The following is a 22,233-nucleotide window of genomic DNA, read 5'->3' as shown; positions in this document are numbered from 1 at the left end:
TAGGTCGTGCAGCGGGCCGTCAGCGGGTACACCCCGGGGCGGGTCGAGGGGGGCACGACCAGCGGGGTGCTCCACGCTCCCGTCGGGTCCGGCGTGACCGCCACTGCGACGATCTCGCCGGCGGAGTCCGCGTCCAGCAGACCGACCATCGCCACGGCGTCCCCGTCGACGCACGGCAGCACAAAACTCGCCGCCATAGTCACACGTCAGCGCGACCACCGACGGGTCGGTCGGGCGAACGAAGTACGAGTGCACAAAGTAAAAATGGGTGCCGGATGCAATGCCAAGATCAGCCCCCGCGGGTTGCACGTCGACCGCGTTCCATCCCATGTGCGGGACCTTGAACTCGGCGGGCAGTTCAAACGGGATCACGTCACCTGCCAGCACCCCCAGCCCTTCGTGGGTGCCACCCTCGAGGCCTTGTTCAAACAACATCTGCAGGCCCAAGCAAATTCCCAAAAAGGGTTTTCCTGATGCGATGAAATCTTTGATCGGTTTTTCCAAATCACGCCGACGAATTTCGCCAATCGCATCTCCAAACGCGCCCACACCCGGCAAGATCAATCGCTCCGCCGAAGCGATTTGGCTGGCGTCACTGGTGATCTCCGCCTCCACGCCCGAACGTTCCACCGCCTTTTGAACACTGCGGAGGTTTCCCATTTGATAGTCGACGATGGTGATCATGGGTGCCAGTCTCAAAAAGCGGTTTCGAGGGAATGGGGTGACGAGAGAACAAAGTCAGGGGAATGGTGTGCCGTCGGTCGTTTTACAACATCAGCTCGCTCGCATCGCTGTCAATACGGTGGTGAAGGGAACCGATTCACAGACACCAAAGCCAAAATGTCGGTTCACACGAAAACGCATGAAAGCGGGCGTGTACAAGCCACACAGGAATTTGGCCCGATCGATCGGATCTGAAAAGAGGTCGGGATACTCCGACATCGCATCTGCCAACGCTTTTGGAGCAGAATCTCCTATGGAATCAGTCGAATTCAGGCGTGTGTCCCATGGCCCTTCTCCGCGACAGGCCGAACATTTTCCGCAGGGACGCGAACGGCGCGAACCGAAATGAGCCGCCATCGAGACCGGCAAACACTGGTCGCAGCCCAGAAAATCCATCATCGAATCGATGCGTTGCTGCGTCGCCGCCATCGATTCGTCAAAGCGTTTGAGCAAATGTTTCACTGTCGCCGCGGGTCGAGCGATTCGTTCGACCCAGCGGAACCCGTGCATCAAATCGGACGCTTCCAATTCGACGATTCCGGACAACGCCAACTCTTCCAGAGCCGCAACCAGGCGAATTCGAGAAACGCGGTACTGCCGCGTTGCCACCACCAAATTGACGCGGTACGCCCGCTTGGCTTTCACCAACGACGCGACCACCGCCGAAACAGCCTCAGGATCGATCGATCCGCTTCGGGAAGCGATTTCCGAAATTTCACACCTCGGTTTAACTCGGTAGACGTCGTACCGAGCAGGCAACAATTCCAAACACCCCCGTTGTCGCAACTGAATCATGAAGGTGCCAACCACGCCGGATGACAGATTCACTTCCCAGGCCAACTTGCCGAGCGCCAAATAAAACGAATCCGGCTGGCCGATCAATCGATCCAGCAAACGTTCCACCGACTCCTTCGTCGGCCAATCGCTGCATGGCAAATTCCGAATGGCGACTTGGTCTTCAGGAACCAACCAAGTCTGACACTGTGTCGCCTTGCCATCGCGACCGCCTCGCCCGATCTCTTGACTGTACGCTTCCAACGATGACGATGGGTTGTAGTGAATCACGCGGCGAACGTTGGGCTTGTCCACCCCCATCCCAAATGCCACCGTGCCCACCAAGATTCCGTTGTTGGAATCGAGGAACCACTGCTGAATTGAATCCCGTTGTTCACTGGTCAATCCTGCGTGATAAGCCATCGCAGAAAGGCCTTCCTCGTTAAGCGACTCGGCCAGTAGTTCCGCGGTTCGACGACGAGTGACATACACAATTGTGACGCCTTTGGTTCGAGACTTCGCCGCCTTGCGAAGCTGTTCCAGCAATCGCTCGTCCCGCTCACGAGAGGTCACCTGTGTGCACTGCAGGTGCAAATTCGAACGATGCGTGGGAACCTTCACAACATCGGTTCGTTCCAAACCAAACGCCGAGCGAATTTCGCGAACGACACGTTGCGGCGCGGTCGCTGTCAACGCCAACACTTGCGGGATGCTGTGCTCCTCCACCACGTCCGGTAATCGCAGGTACTCGGGGCGAAAGTGGTGCCCCCACTCGCTCATGCAATGAGCTTCGTCAACCGCCAACATCGAAATGGGAGTTCCACCCAACACCGCTTGAAAACGCTCATTGAAAAAACGTTCAGGAGAGACGTACAGCAGTTTGCAATGCCCCGACCGAACCCGCTGCAGATCCACGCGAAGTTCCTGCGGCGAAGCGGAATGGTCCAACCTGGCAACTTCAATGCCTCGCCGTTTCAGCGAATCACCTTGGTCTTTCATCAAAGCAACCAACGGTGACACCACCACCGTCAGGTGAGGCAGACACTGACTGACCAATTGATAGCACAGACTTTTTCCACTGCCCGTGGGCATCAACGCGACCACGTTGCGACCGTCAAACAGTCGCTCAATGACCTTCTGTTGAGGCGGCAGCAGACGTTCAAAGCCAAACGAGTCCTTCAAAACCCGCTCGGCGTGTGCCCAACGGGTCGAACGCAAGCCAGCTCCAGACGCAACGTCTTCAGCGTCCGTGCCCGTTTCTGCCATGGTGCCTCATCTTCTCGATTAAAACAGTGTCGGTGTATCCCATTCCGCTGCCAACACCTCATCCACCGCGTCTTCTCGACGCAAGAAATCATCGACCGAAGTCTCGACCACGACGGGCTCAGCCCCCGCTTCAGCCTGGTTCGCTTCGTTCGCCAGACGATTGATTTCATTGATGACGAGCAAAGCATCCAAGGATGTGACCTCGCCATTGCCGGAAACATCCAAGAACCCTGGGAATGACTCCAGACTGCCGGCGTCCATCGGTCCGGGACCGTTGACTTGCAAGTGGTTGATGATTCGCAGTGCATCCAGCGGTGCAACGGATTGGTTGGAATCGACATCATAACGGTTGCGGCCGTTTTGAAACGGTGTGGTCCCCATCGCAACGGTGTAAGTGAACTCAACATCCGTCGCCAATGGGCGAGGTCCGAATTCCAACGCACGAGCCGTCAATTGATAAACACCAGTATCCAGCGGCCCCGGTGTCCCCGTCAACGTTTGTGTTTCAATGTCGTACTTCATCCAGCTTGGCAACGTGCCTGATTCACCAAAGATGCGGATTGAGAAGTTTCCGCCTTCGGGATCACTGACCATATTCTCGGGCAATTGCATTTCCAGATACTCGCCGCTGACCAGTGTTCGGTCTTGGAACGTTGCATCGGCAATCGCCAGATCAAACACTGGTGGCTCATTGACGTTGTTCACATCCACTGTGATGGTGCGGTCGGTCGAGGTCGTGCCATCATCCGCACGAATCACCAACGTCTGGGCTGGTGCCCCCGGCGCGTCGACGTCAAAGACCGCTCCCGGTCGAACCCGCAGCAACCGAGAATTCGGATCCAAATCGAAGTTGCCAAATCCGGTGCCACCAACCAATTGCGTGGTGACCAAGTCACCATCTGGGTCGGTCACATCAATCCGGCCAACGATCACCCAACCTTCGCTCGAAGTGGGCGCCCCGTTTGGATAAGGCACTTCCGAGACGACAACACGCTCCGTGGTGATGCTGGGATCCTCATTTCGGTTGAGGACTTCCACCTGCAAGGTTTCAGTGATCGGAACGACGGAGCTATCCGCCGTGTCCGTGATTCGGAAACTCAATGAATGGATGGCTTGATCCTCGTAGTCCAGTTCCATGCCGGACGCGAGTTGCAATGTTCCCGTTCCCGATTCGGCGCCCGTTCCGGCAACAAATTCAAACAGTGAGCTCGAAGGCCCGTCCAGCAACTCAAGGCTGTAATCTTCCGGCCGCTGCTCTGGATCCACCAGCGTCAAAACCTGGTCGGCGGTAGGAATGCTGCCCTCGTTGAACTGCACCACGGACGGTTGCAACGTTGGCTGTTCATTCATATTCAACAATGAAATCTGGATGGTGGCTGTTTCAGCCAAGGGCGGACCACCGTTGTCGCTCACACGAACCGCTAGCGTCAGGTTCGGCAACGACTCGTAATCCAACTCAGCACCGGGCAGCAATCGCACGGCGCCTTCTTGCGTGACCTGAACGAAGTTAGCGGCACTTCCACCAATCACATCAAAGCGATGCGTTTGATCTTCGTCGGGGTCATCGACAACCAGACGGAACAATTCTCCCGTCGCGTCTTCAGACAGGGTGAACTGGGTCTGAGAAATCGACGGCCGATCATTTTCGTTGAGAACCAAAATTTGCTGTTCAACAATGGTCTCTGCTGGAATCGCCGCGTCGTCACTGACACGAACCAGCAATGTACGCTGAGTGTTGTTCTCGAAATCCAAACTGTCCGCGTTCAACAACGTGACCACGCCCGTCGCAGGGTCAACGCTGAAATCATTCTGTGCCTCACCGCCGACCAACTCAAATGTCAACGTTTGGTCGTGCGCAATGTCAGGGTCAAACGCTTTGACGCGACCAATGGCGGACCCCGCTGGCACATCTTCGGTCACCATCAAAGGCGTGTCTTCCACGACTGGTGCCTCATTGATGTCACGCAGCGAGAGCGTGATTCGGTTCGTCGTCTTCGCGCCCGCAGCATCCGTGATTCGCATGGTGATGATTCGATTGGGCTCCGTCTCGAAGTCCAAATCTGCTTCACCGGTCACGGTCAAATGTCCCGTGCTGGATTCGACCACTAACCCGTCTGAGTTCCCACCGATGATTTCGTACAACAGCGGCACGCCTCCATCGACCGGCTGATCCGCGTCATCCGCTTGCTGAACCATGATCTCAGTACCAGCGGGCAAATTCTCATCAACCAAGATCACTTGGTCGGTGGTTTTCGGAAGCGTGTTGACCCGGAACACGTCTTCGAAAACGTAGTTTTCAAAACGCGAAACAGTGAAGGGATGTTCGGCGGCACCGAGCAACGCGGTTGCCCCAGTTCCCGTTTGGACTTGCAGGTCATAGTCGCCTTCGAACAACGATCGCAACTCATAGATGCCGTCTTGATCCGTTTCGGCATACGCTTCGCTTTGCGTGTACGTCAATCGATCAAAGGCACCAAACGTGGTTCCACCGATGATGCTGGTGTCGGTGTAGGCCTCGACTCGAACGATCTCATCCGAGGGAACCGATAATGTCACCGTTTCGCGACGACCGTTCACCAACACACCACTCACTGCCGTGGCAATCAGATCACCGTCGATATTGAATGCATCCAACCGTCCGTAGGAAACGAAGGACGTGAACGCACTGCCGAGTGCATCAATCGAGACCGATTTGACGGGCCGGTAAAAATCAAACCGCAATCGGTTGTAATCTGTGAACTGCTGGAACCCACCATCGCTGAACACGCGGTTGCCACTGATTCGACCACTCAGGTACTGACGTTCCGCCAGAATTGGAGTGTTCGAGAAAGAATTCCCGCTGGTGCTCGTGATCGTGACACCAGGATATTGGTTGGTCAGAACGTAGTCGAGATCCTGAACCGTTGGATCCAGCGGATCAAACGGTGGGACCACATCATCCGGCTCAACGACAAAGGTCAGATCATCCAACCGGTCATTGCCATTGGTGTCCGCGAAGACTGTCACGCCCTGGCCTGGCAACCTCAGATCCTCGGGAGCCCCATTGGCAATCGCTCCGGCGGATGGTGCCAGCATGATCTGGCCCCGAACACCGCCTACGAAGTTGCTTTCACCGATGTGGTTGAGCAATCGATCCGCCAGCGCGGGTTGCGATACCGACGACGACAACAACTCGTGCTTGCCGCCGGTTTCAAATTCAATTGCCGACCCGTCGGCCGCGTCCACTGGCGTACCGAACACCCAATCCTCTGCCGAGGAACCAATGGAATCGCCTAGTCGACCGACATAGCCGAAGCCATCGGCCTCGACGACCGTTCCACCCGGTGGCAACACGTAACTTCGCGAGCTGGAACCGATGTTCTCAGCAAACAGAATCGGAGCGTAAGCGAAGTTGTCCCCAAACACGTAATCCTGGATCGAGAGCGCATCCAGCACGTCCCAAGTCGACAACAAACCGCCTTCGTCCGCCCGTTGATCGTCATCCGTGTCGATGTCATCCCCCAGGACTGGCGGGACATCCGTTTGAATCAAAAAGTAGCCGCGGTTGTCAAAGGTGCGCAACAAGGAACCATTGTCCGACTCATCGGTGTAGATGTCGCCAGGAAGCCCCATGAACCCCGACTCATCGCTCTCCAAAACCCGCGAACCAAATGCGGCTTCGTAACTGTTGCCTTCCTGCAACAGAACTAAAAAGCCGTTGGAACCAAACGACTGACCTGACAAATCGATGATCGTTTCAACCGTACCTTCGCTGAAGTTATCTTCGGAAATCGCAACGAAGTAAGTTCCATCGGGCAAACGTTCGTTCGGTGTGCCTCGGAACTCAATGTACTGGTCATTCAAGCTATTGAACGTCTGGGCGAACCCGGCTTCAATCATCATCTCGTTGATGACTGGCTGGTTCAATTCCACCGACAAAACCGGAGGCAACACTCGCACGCTGACACTCTTGAGCGGGAGAACTCCCCAAGCAGGGTCCGACGAATCGGAGTCCACCGAAAACTCGAGGTCGACACTGGTGATGACGTTCACTGGATTGTCAGTGTCGGGTGAAACCACCACGCGACGGACTTGATCCCAATCGTCGGGCGTGAACACAAGCTGGGTGGTTTCCAAGGTCACGCCAGGATTGCTTCCACCGGGTGCGACGATCTCCAAGTTCAAGACAACGTCCGAGTCTGGACGTCGATTCAACGTCACCTCCACGACGTCGGAACCAATTGCACCGCCGACCACAGTCAGCCCCTCTTGCCCCAAGGCCCCCACGCCGGACTCGGGATTGCTCGGACGAACCCGGAATCCAATCACGTCTTGCGAGATTCCAAACTGCAAACCGGCGACCGACTGAAACTCGGTCACCTCAACATACTGAGAATTGTTGCCGGTGGTTGGGCGAGTCAGTGCAACAGGTTTGATCGGATGATCGACACGAAACGAATCGGTGACCTCCCCCGTGTCAACGTCGACCAAAATCGTCGACACCAACCCCGTATCATCAGCATCGAACATCGTCACGTAAGTGCTGTCCGCCGGCAAGTCAGCGGTGAGTTCCGAACCGGCCAAACTCATCGTGAACGTGTCGACGCTCCGCGAAGAATAGGACAATGTCTGGCCGTTACCAAACAAGTCGAACGCGAAGAACTCGTTGTCGGTGTCGTCGAATCCAATCAATCTTCGGTTGACAGGATCAAACGTGATGTCCGCGACCGATGCCAACCCCGAACGTCCGCCGCCGATCAATGTCGTCTTGGCGGTATTCACATCCAATCGACCAAGACGCCGCAGTGAATTGTCGCCACCACCTTGTACCAGGGTGTAAACACTGTCCGTGACCGCGTCGTAGGCCAACCCGCCGACGATGTCGACGTTCGTGGTTCCCAAACGCGTGATCTCGCCATTGCTGGGGTTGATTCGAAACACTTCGTTGGCACGAGTGTCGACCGCCAACAGATCTCCATCGTTGATTCGCGCGATGCCGTCGAGGCGACTGACCGTGGGCTGGCCAAGCAACTCCACAATGCGTTCATTGTCGACTTCATTCGTTCCAAACTGAAACGCCTGAGACCCACGAACACTCACACCGAATTCATCCGTCACCGTTTCCAACAAACCGAATGACCTTTGCGGTGCAGTTTGAACCAAACCTTGGTCCGGCAACACGCGAACATGATATTCACCAGCCGGCAATTGAGAGAATGAAAAGACACCTGCCGAGTCCGTCAGCACAGACTCCTCGCCTTCATCCATGATCCCGTTGACGTTCTCGTCCAAGTAAACGCGAACATCCGCGGCACCTTCTTCGGATGCCTGCCGCGTCCCGTTCTGGTCAAGATCCAAAAACACTTCGCCACTGATCGCGGCCAACAAATGCCGGCTCTCCAACGTTTCCATTCGGCTGCGTCGCAACCTGGAGTGTTTTCGAGCCGCGGATCGTTCGCGAGCACGCTTCGAATTGGTGCGGGACGGAGAAGGTTGAGCTTTCCAAGGGGTGCGTTTCATGTTGAGACCAGCCGTTCACGTTGGATAAATCCCCTAATCAAGGGACCGGATAATGACCCTCAGAATAAATGTCGGCCCCCCGCCAAACAACACAGAACACCCCTTTAACCCAAAAGACCGGGATAATCGCACCCCTTGCACCCTCGAAATGAGCAGCTCGCGAGAAATTCGCGTTCGGATTGGTCGGTTTCTGGCAGTTATGCGTCAGCGTTTCCGCAAACGAAAGCTGGCCCGGCGACTTGGACGATGCGTAGAATCGCCCCGCTCTCTCGCTGCCTTTTTGGCTGGCCAGCGTCCGGGGCTGCCCCCGTTCCTCATCGTTCCCATTCCGCGTCCGGACGTTCGCCAACGTGATCCATCTCCAACGTGACGAATGCAGTCGTGCCTCAATCCACGACAAACAATTTCCGATCCATGCCGGAATCCCGATGAATTTCTCCTTCAGCACCATCCTGCTAGCGGCATCGCTGATGTTGCTGGCGTTGTTGTCTGGAGTTCACCATAGCCGTTCGGCTGCGGCCCAGGACAGCGTCCCCCCTTACGTCCTTCGAAAACCATCGGCCGACTCAGTGGCGGTTGGCACAGGCTCCCGCCTGGAAGGACCTCGCTCGGGGGCCATGCTGCCATCGTCCGATCAAGTCGATGTGGCACGCGATCGATTGTTCGACGAACTCGCAGAAGAGTTTGAGCACTTCGACCGGTTGGGTAATTTGGTCCGCCGGGTCAGCCATCTCGTCAAACCCAGCGTGATCCACATCGAGGCCCACAAGACCCAGGGCAGCGGAGCGACCGCCGAATCGTTCGACGAAGCCGGCAGTGGTGTCGTTCTCGACGTCGCGGGCGAAGCATGGGTGCTGACCAATCGTCACGTCATCAAAGGCGCCGCATCCAACCAGATCGTGATGCGTACCAGCGATGGTCGACGTTGGGTTCCAGAAAAGATTTTGATGGACCCCAACACCGATGTCGCTGTCATGAAACTGTCGCCTTCGATTGCGGGCATCGAATCAGCTGAGCGAGATTCCATCCGCCGTGGAACCAGCTCGTTTGCAAAGATGCCTCCTCCAGCCCGATTGGCGAACAGCGACCAAGTTCAAATTGGCGACTTCGTCATCGCCATCGGCAGCCCGTTCGGACTCAGCCACTCGGTCACCTTTGGAATCCTCAGTGCCAAAGGACGGCGAGATTTATCACTGGGCGAAGAACGAATTGATCTGCAGGACTTCTTTCAAACCGATGCTGCCATCAACCCCGGCAACAGCGGCGGTCCACTGCTGAACCTTCGTGGTGAGGTGATCGCGATCAACACCGCGATCGCTAGCAGCAGTGGTGGCAGTGAAGGGATTGGATTCGCCATCCCCATCAACATGGCCGCTCGTGTGGCCGAGGAATTGATCGTTCACGGCCGCCTTCGTCGCGGGTACCTCGGTGTCACTTTGGACCCCAATTTCGCGGCGGCGGACCTGTCCCCAGCATCGGGCATTTACGCCTCGATGAAGATCACACCGGACTTCGATTCGCACTTTGGTCCGCGCGAAGAAATTAAACTGGGTGGGGCTCGAGTCAAAGACATCCGTCCCGGTTCCCCCGCCGAGAAAGCTCACCTGCAACGCGGTGACATCATCCTGCAGTTTGATTCCATCAACGTCGAAGACGACGATCACTTGGTCGCGTTGGCTGGCATGGCCCAACCCGATCAACGTCCCATCTCGATGGTCATTCTTCGAGATGGCAAACGCTATCGCACCGAAGTCACGCTGACGTTTCAACCCTGACCGACGACTTCCATAACTGGTAGCGTCGCCAGACTTCGTCAAACAGCACGCTGGCCAACAGCGCGCCACCAATGATGACCATCTCCCATTGCTGCTCAATGCCCAAGACCACAATGGCTTTGTAAAGGCATCGCATCACTGCGGCACCAGCGATCACGCCGAACACAGCGCCGCGTCCACCGCGCAGCGAACAACCGCCCAGCACCGCGGCCGCAATCGCGTACAGCTCGTAGAAATTACCGCTTGATCCGGGCTGAACCGAGTTCCATTCCAGCAGGAACAGAATCCCTGCGAGTGCCGCCAGCAGCCCGCTGACCACGTACGCCATCACGATCAACCGCTCCGTACGAATACCACTGAAGCGGGCTGCCTCTTCATTTTCGCCGACGGCCAACAAGTGACGACCAGCGACGCTGTGTTCCAAAAACACCCAGGCCACAAACGCGACCAAGATCAACAACAGACCCGTGAAGGGGAATGCAATCCAAGTCCACTCGGACCACGACTCCGACGCGCCCGACAACTTCGCCACCAACGGCAGAGGGATTTCAAAGACGTTTCCGGTCACCGTCGCTTTGAAATCAGCCAACGCGCTGCCCAAACCGACTTGATCGTCGCCGGTCCAAACGCGAGCCAATCCGCGATACACGAGCAAACCACACAGCGTCACGACAAACGGTTGCAAATGCGCGCGCGTCACCAGCAACCCGTGCAAGCCACCGATCAGCGCGCCCGCCAACAACACCAACCCACACGCCAACAATGGGTTCGTGTAACGGATGCGTTCCATCGACACGGCGGTTCCAGGCTGCAGCGAACGCACCGGGTTGCCAGTCGTCCACCAAACTTGGCCGTCTTCTTGAACTTCGCCCGTCAAATAAACCTTTGATTCGCTGAAAACCCCCGCGTAAACCATTCGGTCTCCTGCCCGAATCGGATCCATTTGGGAATCCATCCGGATGCGAGTATCACCTTCGTCCGGTCGCTCGATCTCCACGATGCTCCCGACCGAATCGTAGCGTTCATAGCGCACGTCAATGACCTGCACCATCATCACACCGCACAATGCAATCAACGATCCAATGGACAGATCAATGCCGCCCGTGATGATCACCATCGCCACACCGATCGAGATCAACCCATACAGACTGGTATCGCGGATCAATGTCTTCAGATTGGCGGCGGCCACGAAGTTGCCTTCCAACCAAGTTGCGATGACCACAATCGCGATCAGCAACGCAAAGATGCCAAAATTCTTGCCACGCATTCGTTTCAACCTTGGGCTGGTTCGCCCTTTGCCACCGCGAGACGCATGATCGCCTCTTCGGTCAATTCTGATCTTGCCAATTCACCCGCGACGCAACCATCGGAAATGACAATCACACGGTCGGCGATTGCAAAGACTTCTTCCATTTCACTGCTGACCACCAACACTCCCATGCCTTGGTTCGCCAACTGATCGATCACTTCGTAGATCTCAGATTTTGCGCCAATGTCGACTCCTCGTGTTGGCTCATCGAGCATCAAGACCTTCACATCGCCCGCCAACCACTTTGCCAGAGCCACCTTTTGTTGGTTTCCACCGGACAAAGACGCGATTTCAATTTCTTGGGACGCGGTCTTCACACGCAGACGGTCGATCAGCTCTGCGGCTGTCGCTCGTTCCGCCTTGCGATTGCGAAACACGCCCTCCTGAGCCATCCAGACGAGCGTCGTGTTGTCACCAACACTGGATTGAACCAAGAGCCCGGTTCGCTTTCGATCCTCGGGCACCAGCGCCAACCCGGCTGCGATGGCACCATCGACACCAACTTTCACCGGCTTCGAATCCACCAGAATTTCTCCGCCAAACCGATCCCGAACACCAAAGATCGTTTCCACGATTTCCGTCCGACCGGCTCCGACCAATCCCACGAGCGCGACCACTTCCCCGCCTCGCACCTGCAAATCGACCGGCGGTGCTGCACTGGAACCAACCTTCAATCCTGACACGGTCAGCCGCGGCTCAAGGCATTCTTTCGAGGCCTCGTGGGAACGACGCGTGAGATCGCGTCCAACCATGGCTCGGACCATCGCATCATGGGTGATGTCCGGCGTTGTGAGTGTTTCGACATGCTCGCCATCACGCAGCACTTCGACTCGGTCCGCTAAACGGATGATCTCGTGCAAACGGTGGGAGATGTAAATGATCGCCACACCTTCTTCGCGCAAACGTTCAATCAACTCAAACAACCGCAGCGATTCCTCTTCACTGAGGCTGCTGGTGGGCTCATCCATGATGACCACGCGAGCGTCGGTCGCCAAAGCTCGCGCGATCTCAATCAACTGCTTCGACGCGATCGGAAGCGGTCCCACCGGTGCATCAGGGGACACTGACAACCCCACTCGTTCCAGCCACAGCGACGCCGCTCGTCGAAGTTCTGCTCGGTCCAGCAAACCAAAGCGAGAGGGCTCACGGCCAAGAAACAAATTCTCAGCAACACTCAGGTTGTCGTGCAGGTTCAACTCTTGATGAATCAACGCAATCCCAGCGTCGATCGCGTCGCGAGGGCCCGACCAAGCCAGAACTCGACCGTCCAATTCAACCTGCCCTTGGTCGGGCGAAACGATCCCGGCCAGCACCTTCATCAAGGTACTTTTGCCGGCACCATTTTCACCAATGACCGCAACGGCTTGTCCCCCCCTCACCTCCATCGAAACATTCGACAGGGCTTGGGTGGATCCAAACCGTTTACTGATTCCCGACAACCGCAAACGAGACGATTGATCAGGACTGCCCGCCTGAGCCTGACTCACTCACCTTCTTCCGGCGAGTCGACTTCTGCAGTTGCCCCCTGGCCCGCAAGCTCTTGCAGTTCTTCGAGCATGCTTTCCATGCGATCCTTTTGACGGCCTTCCGATTTCTCAACGGCCTGCTTCTGGGCTTCGATCGCCGCGTCGAATCGTTCCAACGAAGCGTTCATTTGTGCCACAAGAACGTGCATCAAAGGTTGGATTTGCGGGTTTGCACCTTCGATTTCCGCGTTGAGTGCCACCAGCGTTTCATCCGCCAAATCGCCGACCTCGGCTCCTTGTTGAATCGATGACATCAACCCGTAAGCGAACTGCGCCATGGCCTGTGGGTTGCCCTTGGCTTCTTTCAGTTGGCCACGGAAGTACGTCATCACGTCTTCCGAAAGATCGCCTGAATCCAAACGCAAACCGAATTTGAACTGGGTCAGTTGCTTGCGAACGGATTGGCTCATCTCGTCATCGGCACCTTCAAACTCTTCGAGCACTTTGTCGATGACTTTGATCGCGTCGTCGAAGTTTCCTTCCCCTGCCAAACGATTGACTTTTTGCATCGCTTCTTCCAAGCGTTGCTGACGCGCCATTTGCTCTTTGAACGCATCCCGGTCCCAAGTGCCTTCAATGACTTGTTCCAGTGGCTCGTCGATGCTCATCGGGTGGCCGATCCATTCAATCACGCCCGTCTTGCCAACCAAGAAGGCGGCAGGGATCCCGTTCTGATTCGCAGCACGCATGTAGTCGTCCGTGGACGACCCATCTGGGTCGACGGTCAACGTGTAAGCCGAGGTCAGCTCGGCGAACGTGACGCCTTCTTTCCCGGGATAATCTCGTTCGAGAATGCCTTCGACCGTTTCCAGGTCTTCGTCCGAGATGCTGACGATTTGAACGCCCTGATCGCGGTAACGTTCTTGCAGCTCAACCAAGTGGGGCATGCTTTGAATGCAGGGACCACACCAAGTCGCCCAAAACTCGACCACGTAGACCTTGCCTTCTTCAAAGTTGGTGACAGGACCAAATTTGCCAAGCTCTTCGTGAATGTAATGTTCGATGTCCAGTGCTGGTGCCTTCGACCCAATGGTCAACGTCGGCTCGGCTTGTGCCGCAACGCCTCCGGTCAAAAAAGCAACTCCACAGGCAGCCCCCAACAGGGCCTGACGTGTCCACGCGACGGGAAGCGAAAAAAAGCGGGTCATTGAAAACAACTCTGCGTTCATTTGGTGAAGAAAGGAAATCGACCGAGCAGTGCTCGACACTCGTCTCACAATGTCCGTCTAGCAAAAACACTCGCCCTGTTCGATCCAAAGATGCCTCGGCGGCAACCTTTCGCGGGACAATGCAACAGCAACCATCCGGTGGAGTGCAATACGAATACTGTAGTGAACCCAACGCCGAATTGTTCATCGAAGTCGAAACCGCAACGAAGCCAACGGCATTCGGCGATTCCAAGTGGCATCCAGACAGAGCTCGACGATTCAGAATTCCTTGGTTCGCGGCAGCAAACACCACTCTTTTGCCCCAGGCAGCGGCCATCCTTCAAGGGTAACAATCCGCTTTTTACGCGTCGAGAGTCTGCTTTGGAGGAACCCTGGTCTTTTCGTTGTATTGTCAGGGGGGTTCGTCCATAATGCACTCTTGGGGATTCCATCCGCCTTCATGCCCCCATGATGCCCCCACGACATCCCTTGCTTCTCTTTTCGCGAGCGCGCTGTGCTGCTTCTCCACACTCACGGTACGTCTCAACTCGCAGCTCGTGCGGGTCAGCACGGAACGACCATTCGCGGCAAACTGCTGTTGCGTTGGTTGAGCTGCGCTGCCGCTGCAACGCTCCTGGTGGTCACCCCTTCGCCCCGGTCGTCGGCTCAAGGGCCGACGGTGATTCGAACGGCAGATGGAAAAGTGATCACCACCAACGGTCCGATGCCTGGCCCTGGTGGTCGTCCACCAGGCGCTCCGCCACCGGGAGCTGCCCCCGATGGGAAAGGCCAAGAAAAAACCGATGGAAAAGAAGCCGAAGGTAAACCGTCTGAACCAGCCCCCCCCAAAGTCATTCGTCGTGATAGCGTCGACGCTCAATCCGCTGACCCCAACGAACTCAAAGCCACCATCGGTGATGATGGCAAGGTTGGCTTCCGGTTCCGCAATCAAGGCTGGGTCGACTTGGTGCGCTGGTTGTCAGACATCTCCGAACAACCCATCGACTGGCAAGAACTCCCCGGCGACACGGTCAACCTGATCAGCCCCGAACGATTGACGGTCGCCGAAACCGCCGACTTGATCAACCGCCACCTGCTCGCCCGCGGTTACACCATGCTGGACTTGGAAGGTGGCATCGCGATTGTCAAAACCGATGCCGTCAATCCCGGCATGGTCCGACGAGTGGAAGTCAGCGAACTGAATGAACTCGAAGACCACCGCTTTGTGCGCACGATGCTCGATGCCGGCTGGCTGTCCGCTGAAAAGCTCTCGGAAGAACTCAAAGCCATGCTCAGCAGCGCGGGCAAAATCATTCCTTTGGCTACGACCAATCGCATCGAAGTGATGGACGTTGCGGTGAACCTCCGCCAAGTCGCTCACTTGCTCGCCGAAGAACGCGATGCCGCCAGCCGTGACGCTTTGGCACCCGAGTTCCGCTTGCGGCACATCCCGGCTGAAGAAGCCAAGAAGATGCTCGAACAATTCCTCGGCGTCGAGAAAAAAGACTCCGCCCCGATGTCGCAACAACAAATGCAGATGATGCAGCGCATGCAACAGATGCAGCAACAGCAAGGCAAGAAAGGCGGCGAAGCCAAAGGCGATGTCGAAATTTCGATCGTCGCCAACTCACGCCAAAACTCCGTGCTGATTCGTGCCCCGCTCGACCGAGTCGCGATCGCTGCCGAATTCATCAAACGCATTGACGTCCCCGGTGGATCGCTCCGCAGTCTCACCGACGCAACCTCGCGAGTCGACGTGTTTCGATTGGTATCACTGGATCCTGAAAAGCTGATCGAGATCGCTCAAGAGATGAACGTGCTGGAACCCACCACGCGCATCCGCGTCGACAAAGACAACTCGGCGGTCATCGTCTCCGGCTCGGCTGCGGATCGCTTCATCATCAAATCGCTGATTGAACGACTCGACGGCGGCAAACGAAAGCTGGAAGTCCTGCAGTTGCGTCGCCTCGGCGCTGCTGAAGTCGCGGAGTCCATTTCTTTCCTGATGGGTCAAGAACCGGAAGAAGACGACAGCAACTCCCGTTCGCGATACAGCTACTACGGATGGGGCGGAAACAATGACGACGACGAAAAGGAAAAAGACAAATTCCGCGTCACCGCCAACGTCGCTTATCGCCAGGTCTTGCTGTGGGCCAACGAAACGGAAATGGAAGAGGTCCGCTCCCTGCTGATCAAACTCGGTGAACTGCCTCCTCCCGGTGGTAGCGAACGGACGATGCGAGTCATCGAAGCGTCGGCAACTCCCGAAACACTCGAATACCTGCAACGCTTGCAAACTCGCTGGCAGCAACTTTCAGGCACCGAATTGGTTCTACCGGACGCAGACGAATTCAAAGATCCGATCGATGCGATTGGCGAAGAACGTGAAGAGGAAGAATCCGATTCCGAAGAAGAAAATTCAACAGAAGAGACCGAGGAGGCGCCCGCAGTCATCTTGCCACCGGAATCAGAACTCACACGCCTCAAACCTTCCCCTGACAAGTTGACTTGGGTCAACGCGGTTTCCAACGGCGATACATCCGAGAACACACAACCCGAAGAAACGTCCACCACGACCAACCACTCGGAAGCAACACCAACAACCGTCTCGACCGAAACAGCCTCCTCCAAACCCAAGATCGAAATCAAGCTCGATCCGGCGGGCAACTTGATCCTTCGCAGCGATGACACCGCTGCACTGGATCGCTTGGAAGAATTGATGCTTCAAGTCACGCCGCCGCGTCGGCCGTACCACGTGTTCCGTATCCGTTATGCGTCCGTGTCCTTTGTCGCACTCGACCTAGAAGACTACTTCGCTAATGACGAAGAAGATGAGGATGATGACGCAGATAACTTCTATCGCTGGTATTTCGGCAGCAACGATTCCGAAAAGAAGGGGCCGACAGGCCTGGGTGCATCGGGCAAGTTGAAATTTGTCCCCAACTCGGACACCGGAACCTTGATCGTCACCGGTGCGACCGGACAACAACTGCAAACGATCGAAGAACTGATTCGCCTGTGGGATGTCCCCGAACCGGTGAACCCACGTAAAGTCCGCTACACCAAGCTGATCCATATCCAATACGGCAGAGCCTCGAAGATTGCAGAGACGGTCAAAGACGCTTACCGCGATTTGCTCAGCAGCAACGACAAGGCTTTCCAAGGCGGCGGCAAAGGCGGCAATCGGGGGGGACAACAAAACGCAAGCAACCGCGAAAGTGGGACCGGTCTGGAAGACAGCGAAAGCGGAAAAGACGGCGGAGGCCAGGATTTCTCGTTCAATGGCAAGCTTTCGATGGGTGTCGATGAAGTCGGCAACACGCTGTTGATCAGTGCCGAGGGCGAATCGCTGCTTGACTTGATCGCCGAGATGGTCGACAAGTTGGACGTTGCCGCGAAACCGGGAGGCGACGTTGAGATCATCAATCTCAGCGGTGGCGTCTCGGCCGAAGCCATCCAGCAAGCCCTGGCGGCTTTGGGAGTTGAGTCCGATACGCGTCCTTCCGGGGATCGCGCTTCGAATGATCGTCAGCGCGATAACAATGACTCCCCGCGTCGCCGTCCCTCTCGCGATTAATGAAAACCAGCGCCACCCAACGATTCTCTCGACAGGTCATCGCACATGCTCATTGGATCGTTTTGGGCTGGGTCGTCTTTGCCATTTTTTGCAAAGTCCTTTCTCCCACCTGGAAACAAGTCGCTCTCGACGGCGACTTTGAATACCTCCCCGCAACGCAAACCAGCGTCGCCGGTGGACAGTTGCTCGACGAAGCCTTCCTGGGCACGCGTGCGCGCAGCCAAATGGTCGTCACCCTTTCGCGTGCCGACCAAGACCTGACCAAAACCGATCGCCTGATCGGACTGGATTTGATCCGCCGTCTGTATCACCGCCTCGGTGAGGTCGCCTGGCAACGTGCGACGCAGCTTCACGAAAACGGTGAAGAAGAAACGGCCAAACGATGGTGGAACGTTGCCAACCAAGCGTTGGATCAAGCGATTGAAATCGATTCGCAGTTCTACGAATCACTTGGTGATCGCGTCCCAGAAACCTCGCCGACACCCTACGAACCAAGGCTGGCCATCGCCTACTGGGATCGCGGCAACCTGCTTGGCCTTCAGATGGTAAATCAACCATCCGTTGCAGCGGAGCCATCTGACGCCACCACACCCTCGAATCAACCAACCGGAGAATCCGCCAAGGAACAGCAGACCGACAACTCAGAAGATGAAACCAACACCATCTCCGAGACCACAGCTCGAATCGCCGAAGACCTGGAAGCCGCTTTGGTCTTGGATTCGGACCTGCCGATGTCGGTGTTGCCAATTTCCAAACGACCGCTTGAGGACTGGGAACCGCTGCTGGACATCTACAGTTGGGAAGACCGGACGCTCGGCTCGCAACTCAAAACCCCGCGAGCACAACTGGCGGTGCTGACGCTTGCCAGTGAACTGGCGGCGACCGGCAACATCGAATTGCTGGAACAGTTGCAAGAGATCGTGGATCAGACGATCGCCTACAGCCAGGTTTACTTGACCGAAGAAGAACGCGCCAAATCCGGCTCGCCTCAACTGCTTGTCACAGGCTCAGCCGCGATCGGTGGGCAAACCCTTTCGGCCGCTCGCTCAGCCATTCAGTACACCGAGTGGTTCACGGTGGTGATGATCCTGTTGCTGCTGGCGATCGTTTACCGAGCCCCATTGCTGGTTGCTGTCCCCCTGTTTTCGATCGCCATTGCGGTGATGGTGTCGACCGCCGCGGTCACCTTTCTCACGCAAGCTTCGCAATCTGGCTGGGTTCCCGGATTGGACGTTCAGATCTACACAACCAGCCGGATCTTTGTGGTCGTGATTCTGTTTGGTGCCGGCACGGACTACTGCCTGTTCCTGATCGCTCGTTTACGAGAAGAAGCCGCCCAATCGCCTTGGCCCGTTGCCTGCCGAAAAGCACTCACGCAGGTCAGCGGTGCCCTGATCGGCAGTGCGATGACAACGATCGTTGGCTTGGGCATGCTCTGGTTTGCCGACTTTGGAAAGTTCCATCACACGGGCCCGATCATCGCCGTGTGTTTGTCCATCGGGCTGCTCGTTTGCATGACCCTGACGCCAGCCTGTTTGTGCTTGTTGGGGCCCAAAGTCTTTTGGCCGACGTCGGCGGGACAAGTCAGCCATCGACCGCGAATTCAATTGATCAGCAATCGCAGCGTCAATGACAAAGACAGCTCGCCTGGCGACTGGTTGTGGAATTGGATGGCGATCCAACTCACCCGTCGCCCGATGGTGACGTTGCTGTTCGGACTGGCTCTGTTGCTGCCACCAGCATGGGTTGGTTTCCAAAATGAGCGCACCGTCACCTACGATATCAGCGGCCAATTGTCAGCCTCGGCCAGCACGCGACAGGGCATGAGAGTGCTCGATCGCGAGTTTGGCATCGGTCAGCTCGCGCCGATCTCGGTGCTGCTGCTGTCTGAAAACCCAATGCAGGAAGAACAGCAAAAATCAACGCTGCAAACCATCACTCAGGCTCTCTATCAAACCGAAGGCGTCACCGCCGTCCGGCATCGCAACGACCCGCTCGGTGATTTCCCGCCGGATCGAGAAATGAGTTTGCTCAGCAGTGAAGCCTGGCGTCGTCGAGCACTTCAGAATCATCGATTGACTCAGCTTCACTTTGTATCGTCCATGCCGAAGTACGCCGATCGGTTGATCCGTCTGGACGTGATCATCCACGAAGATCCATTCAGCGAAGCCGCTGGCAACGACCTCCAACGAATCGAAGCCACCATCGCGGAACAGACCGCCGCTCTCGAACAAACAGGACTCCAGATCGACGCGTACTACGCGGGCACAACGCCGTCCATCGTGGACCTTCGCGAAGTCACACTGTCCGACACCTTCCGGATCAAACTCGCCGTGATCGCCGCCGTTTTCGCGGTCCTGGTTTTGGTGATCCGCCAAGTGGCCTTGTCGAGCTACCTGATCGGCACGGTTCTGCTCAGCTACTACACCACGCTGGGCCTGACCTACCTGTTCTTTCGTTTTCTGCATGGACCGACCTTTCCCGGGTTGGACTGGAAACTGCCGATCTTTTTGTTCGTGATCCTGGTCGCCGTGGGACAGGACTACAACTTTTACCTGGTCACCCTAATCCTAGATGAAAAACGCAAACTCGGTTCGCTGGCGGCGGTCCGTCGCGCGGTGGCTCGGACCGGTGGCATCATCACCGCCTGCGGTTTGGTCATGGCCGCCACCTTCATCAGCATGACGGCGTCGTCCTGGTGGCCCTGGATCACGCATAGTCTGTCTGCCCTGGGCGGCCCCCCCGACGTTTCTCTGGGCGACCAAATCGCCAGCCACCCGACTACACTTCGAGGGATCACCGAACTCGGTTTTGCTCTTGGACTCGGCGTCCTCTTGGACACGCTTTATGTGCGAACCGTGCTCGTGCCCAGCTTTGTCGTGCTTCATGATCGCTGGCGAAAAACCTCGTCTTCCCAGCGTTTTCAAAGGCCAAACGGGCCCTCAACCGATTGAAAAAGGCTCGCCTTCCGAGAAACCGCCCCGGGGCGTTATCCTGGAGCGATGATTGCGCTGTGGGGACAAACTTTTCTAACCAATATCAACTGGCTGTGGGTCGCCGGAGCCGCGGTTGCCGCCTGGATTGTCGTCAGCGCCATGAACCGACGCCAAGCCCACCTGACCGAACTTCTGCGGGATCACGTCAAGCGAACCCAAGAGGCCCAAAAGGCCGCTCTCGAAGCCAGTAAAAAACCTTCCGAAGATGAACCGGAGTGATCTCCATGACTAAAACTGTTTACATCAAAACCGTCGGCTGCCAGATGAATGTTCTGGACAGCGAAATGGTGATCGCCGACTTGAAACGCAACGGTTACACCGTCGTTGACACGCCCGGCGAAGCCGACCTGCTGCTCTACAACACATGCAGCATTCGCGAGCAGGCCGAAGAAAAGACGTACAGCGCCCTCGGCAAACTCAAAGAAACCAAAGCTCGCCATCCCGAAAAAACGATCGGCGTGATGGGATGCATGGCGCAGAAAGACCAAGAAACAATCTTTCGACGTGCCCCTTTCGTCGACATGGTCGTCGGCCCCGGACAACTGCACGCGATTCCCGACATGCTGACGAAAGTCACCAGCGGTGAAGGACGGCAAATGGCCGTTTCGCTGGGCCGGAAAGATGGCAAGCAAACCGTCGTCGCTCGCAGTCACGAAACGTTCGATCCTCTGCGGGATCCAACCATGCGGCCGACTCCCTTCCAAGCCTACCTGCGGATTCAAATCGGCTGCGACAAGTTCTGCACCTACTGCGTCGTGCCCAACACTCGCGGTCCCGAACAAGGCCGGTCGCCCGAAGAGATTGTTTCCGAAGCCCGCGTGCTCGCTGAACAAGGTGCCCTCGAAATCACGCTGCTCGGACAAACCGTTAACAGCTATCGCCACCGCGGACCGGACGGCGAAACCGACATGGCGGGTCTGCTGGAACGTCTGCACGACATCGATGGCTTGAAACGCATCAAGTTTGTGACGAACTACCCCAAAGACATGACCGCCCGGTTGCTGGAAACGATTCGCGATCTGCCAAAGGTGTCGCCTTACTTGCACGTGCCAGCACAAAGTGGCAGCGATGCGGTTCTCAAACGCATGAAACGCGGCTACACGATCGCCGACTACATGGAGATGTTCGAACGCATCGAAACGATCCTGCCCGAAGCCTCGGTCAGCAGTGACTTCATCGTTGGCTTCTGCGGCGAAACGGATGAGGACTTCCAAAAGTCAGTGAAACTGATCGAACGCTGCCGATTCAAGAACAGCTTCATCTTCCAGTACAGCGTTCGCGAAGGCACCAAAGCCGCCGCCAACCTGATCGACGATGTGCCTCGGGAAGTCAAAGCGGCTCGCAACAACGAACTGCTGGCTGTTCAAGATCGAATTTCGAAAGAAGACAACCAAAAACTGATCGGCGACACAGTCGAGGTCTTGGTCGAAGGACCAAGCAAGAAAGCCGACAAATCCGATCCGGATGCTCCCGTCGTGCAAATGACCGGACGAACGATCTGCGACCGGATCGTGGTCTTTGATGGCAACCGACGCCAAGCCGGCCAATTGATGGACATTCAAATCGATGATGTCAGCAGCCACACGCTGATCGGCCGTGTCAAAACAGTCGAAGTCGTCTCGCTCGGAATGCCGGGCCTA

General features: G+C 56.6%; 10 protein-coding genes and 1 pseudogene. 5 read left to right on the top strand and 6 right to left on the bottom strand.

Annotated features, from left to right (window positions below):
- Positions 1–108: 108 nt before the first annotated feature.
- The 3 genes and pseudogenes from hisH to ACF8AM_RS20900 all read right to left on the bottom strand — a co-directional run.
- Positions 109–684, bottom strand: a pseudogene (hisH, locus tag ACF8AM_RS20910) (imidazole glycerol phosphate synthase subunit HisH); the annotation flags it as partial.
- 90 nt (positions 685–774) lie between these two features.
- A complete protein-coding gene (locus ACF8AM_RS20905) occupies positions 775–2,763 on the bottom strand; it encodes a RecQ family ATP-dependent DNA helicase (RefSeq protein ID WP_392557510.1) in 1,989 nt (662 codons plus the stop codon).
- Between the two features lie 18 nt (positions 2,764–2,781).
- Positions 2,782–8,262: a cadherin domain-containing protein gene (locus tag ACF8AM_RS20900; RefSeq protein WP_392557509.1), complete on the bottom strand. Its 5,481-nt coding sequence runs from the start codon at positions 8,260–8,262 to the stop codon at positions 2,782–2,784.
- Positions 8,263–8,879: 617 nt separating this feature from the next.
- On the opposite strand from ACF8AM_RS20900, the gene ACF8AM_RS20895 reads away from it, so the two are divergent.
- Positions 8,880–10,037 carry a S1C family serine protease gene (locus tag ACF8AM_RS20895; RefSeq protein ID WP_392557512.1) on the top strand — a complete coding sequence of 386 codons (1,158 nt, stop codon included), beginning with the start codon at positions 8,880–8,882 and terminating at the stop codon, positions 10,035–10,037.
- Here the strand turns inward: ACF8AM_RS20895 and ACF8AM_RS20890 are convergent.
- From ACF8AM_RS20890 to ACF8AM_RS20880, 3 genes are read right to left on the bottom strand one after another with little or no spacing between them, the layout of a single operon-like run.
- Complete coding sequence (locus ACF8AM_RS20890; RefSeq protein WP_392557508.1) at positions 10,015–11,304, bottom strand: ABC transporter permease; 1,290 nt, start codon at positions 11,302–11,304, stop codon at positions 10,015–10,017. The genes ACF8AM_RS20895 and ACF8AM_RS20890 overlap by 23 nt on opposite strands.
- Positions 11,305–11,309: 5 nt before the next feature.
- Positions 11,310–12,833: a sugar ABC transporter ATP-binding protein gene (locus ACF8AM_RS20885; protein ID WP_392557507.1), complete on the bottom strand. Its 1,524-nt coding sequence runs from the start codon at positions 12,831–12,833 to the stop codon at positions 11,310–11,312.
- The gene (locus tag ACF8AM_RS20880; protein WP_392557506.1) at positions 12,830–14,020 is read right to left on the bottom strand and encodes a redoxin domain-containing protein; all 1,191 of its coding nucleotides are present in this window, start codon (positions 14,018–14,020) and stop codon (positions 12,830–12,832) included. The genes ACF8AM_RS20885 and ACF8AM_RS20880 overlap by 4 nt, the downstream gene beginning before the upstream one ends.
- 724 nt (positions 14,021–14,744) lie before the next feature.
- On the opposite strand from ACF8AM_RS20880, the gene ACF8AM_RS20875 reads away from it, so the two are divergent.
- From ACF8AM_RS20875 to miaB, 4 genes are all read left to right on the top strand, one after another.
- Entirely contained in the window at positions 14,745–17,597 is a 2,853-nt protein-coding gene (locus tag ACF8AM_RS20875; protein WP_392557511.1) for a secretin N-terminal domain-containing protein, read from the top strand.
- A complete protein-coding gene (locus tag ACF8AM_RS20870; protein ID WP_392557505.1) occupies positions 17,597–20,551 on the top strand; it encodes an MMPL family transporter in 2,955 nt (984 codons plus the stop codon). Before ACF8AM_RS20875 ends, ACF8AM_RS20870 begins: the two co-directional genes overlap by 1 nt.
- A gap of 48 nt (positions 20,552–20,599) precedes the next feature.
- Complete coding sequence (locus tag ACF8AM_RS20865; protein ID WP_392557504.1) at positions 20,600–20,812, top strand: hypothetical protein; 213 nt, start codon at positions 20,600–20,602, stop codon at positions 20,810–20,812.
- Positions 20,809–22,233, top strand: a 1,425-nt coding sequence (gene miaB, locus ACF8AM_RS20860; protein WP_392557503.1) for a tRNA (N6-isopentenyl adenosine(37)-C2)-methylthiotransferase MiaB, incomplete at its 3' end; no start/stop codon positions are given. The genes ACF8AM_RS20865 and miaB, both read left to right, overlap by 4 nt.

Origin of the sequence: Rhodopirellula sp. JB055 (assembly GCF_043100905.1) — a bacterium.
In the GTDB taxonomy this organism is placed as follows: Bacteria; Planctomycetota; Planctomycetia; order Pirellulales; family Pirellulaceae; genus Rhodopirellula.
This window is presented reverse-complemented; position numbering and strand designations above follow the sequence as displayed.

Coding starts and splice junctions, on each gene's coding strand:
- ACF8AM_RS20880 (WP_392557506.1), bottom strand. CDS start 14,020: ATGACCCGCTTTTTTTCGCTTCCCGTCGCGTGGACACGTCAGGCCCTG.
- ACF8AM_RS20890 (WP_392557508.1), bottom strand. CDS start 11,304: ATGCGTGGCAAGAATTTTGGCATCTTTGCGTTGCTGATCGCGATTGTG.
- ACF8AM_RS20905 (WP_392557510.1), bottom strand. CDS start 2,763: ATGGCAGAAACGGGCACGGACGCTGAAGACGTTGCGTCTGGAGCTGGC.
- ACF8AM_RS20870 (WP_392557505.1), top strand. CDS start 17,597: ATGAAAACCAGCGCCACCCAACGATTCTCTCGACAGGTCATCGCACAT.
- ACF8AM_RS20875 (WP_392557511.1), top strand. CDS start 14,745: ATGCCTGGCCCTGGTGGTCGTCCACCAGGCGCTCCGCCACCGGGAGCT.
- ACF8AM_RS20900 (WP_392557509.1), bottom strand. CDS start 8,262: ATGAAACGCACCCCTTGGAAAGCTCAACCTTCTCCGTCCCGCACCAAT.
- ACF8AM_RS20865 (WP_392557504.1), top strand. CDS start 20,600: ATGATTGCGCTGTGGGGACAAACTTTTCTAACCAATATCAACTGGCTG.
- ACF8AM_RS20895 (WP_392557512.1), top strand. CDS start 8,880: ATGCTGCCATCGTCCGATCAAGTCGATGTGGCACGCGATCGATTGTTC.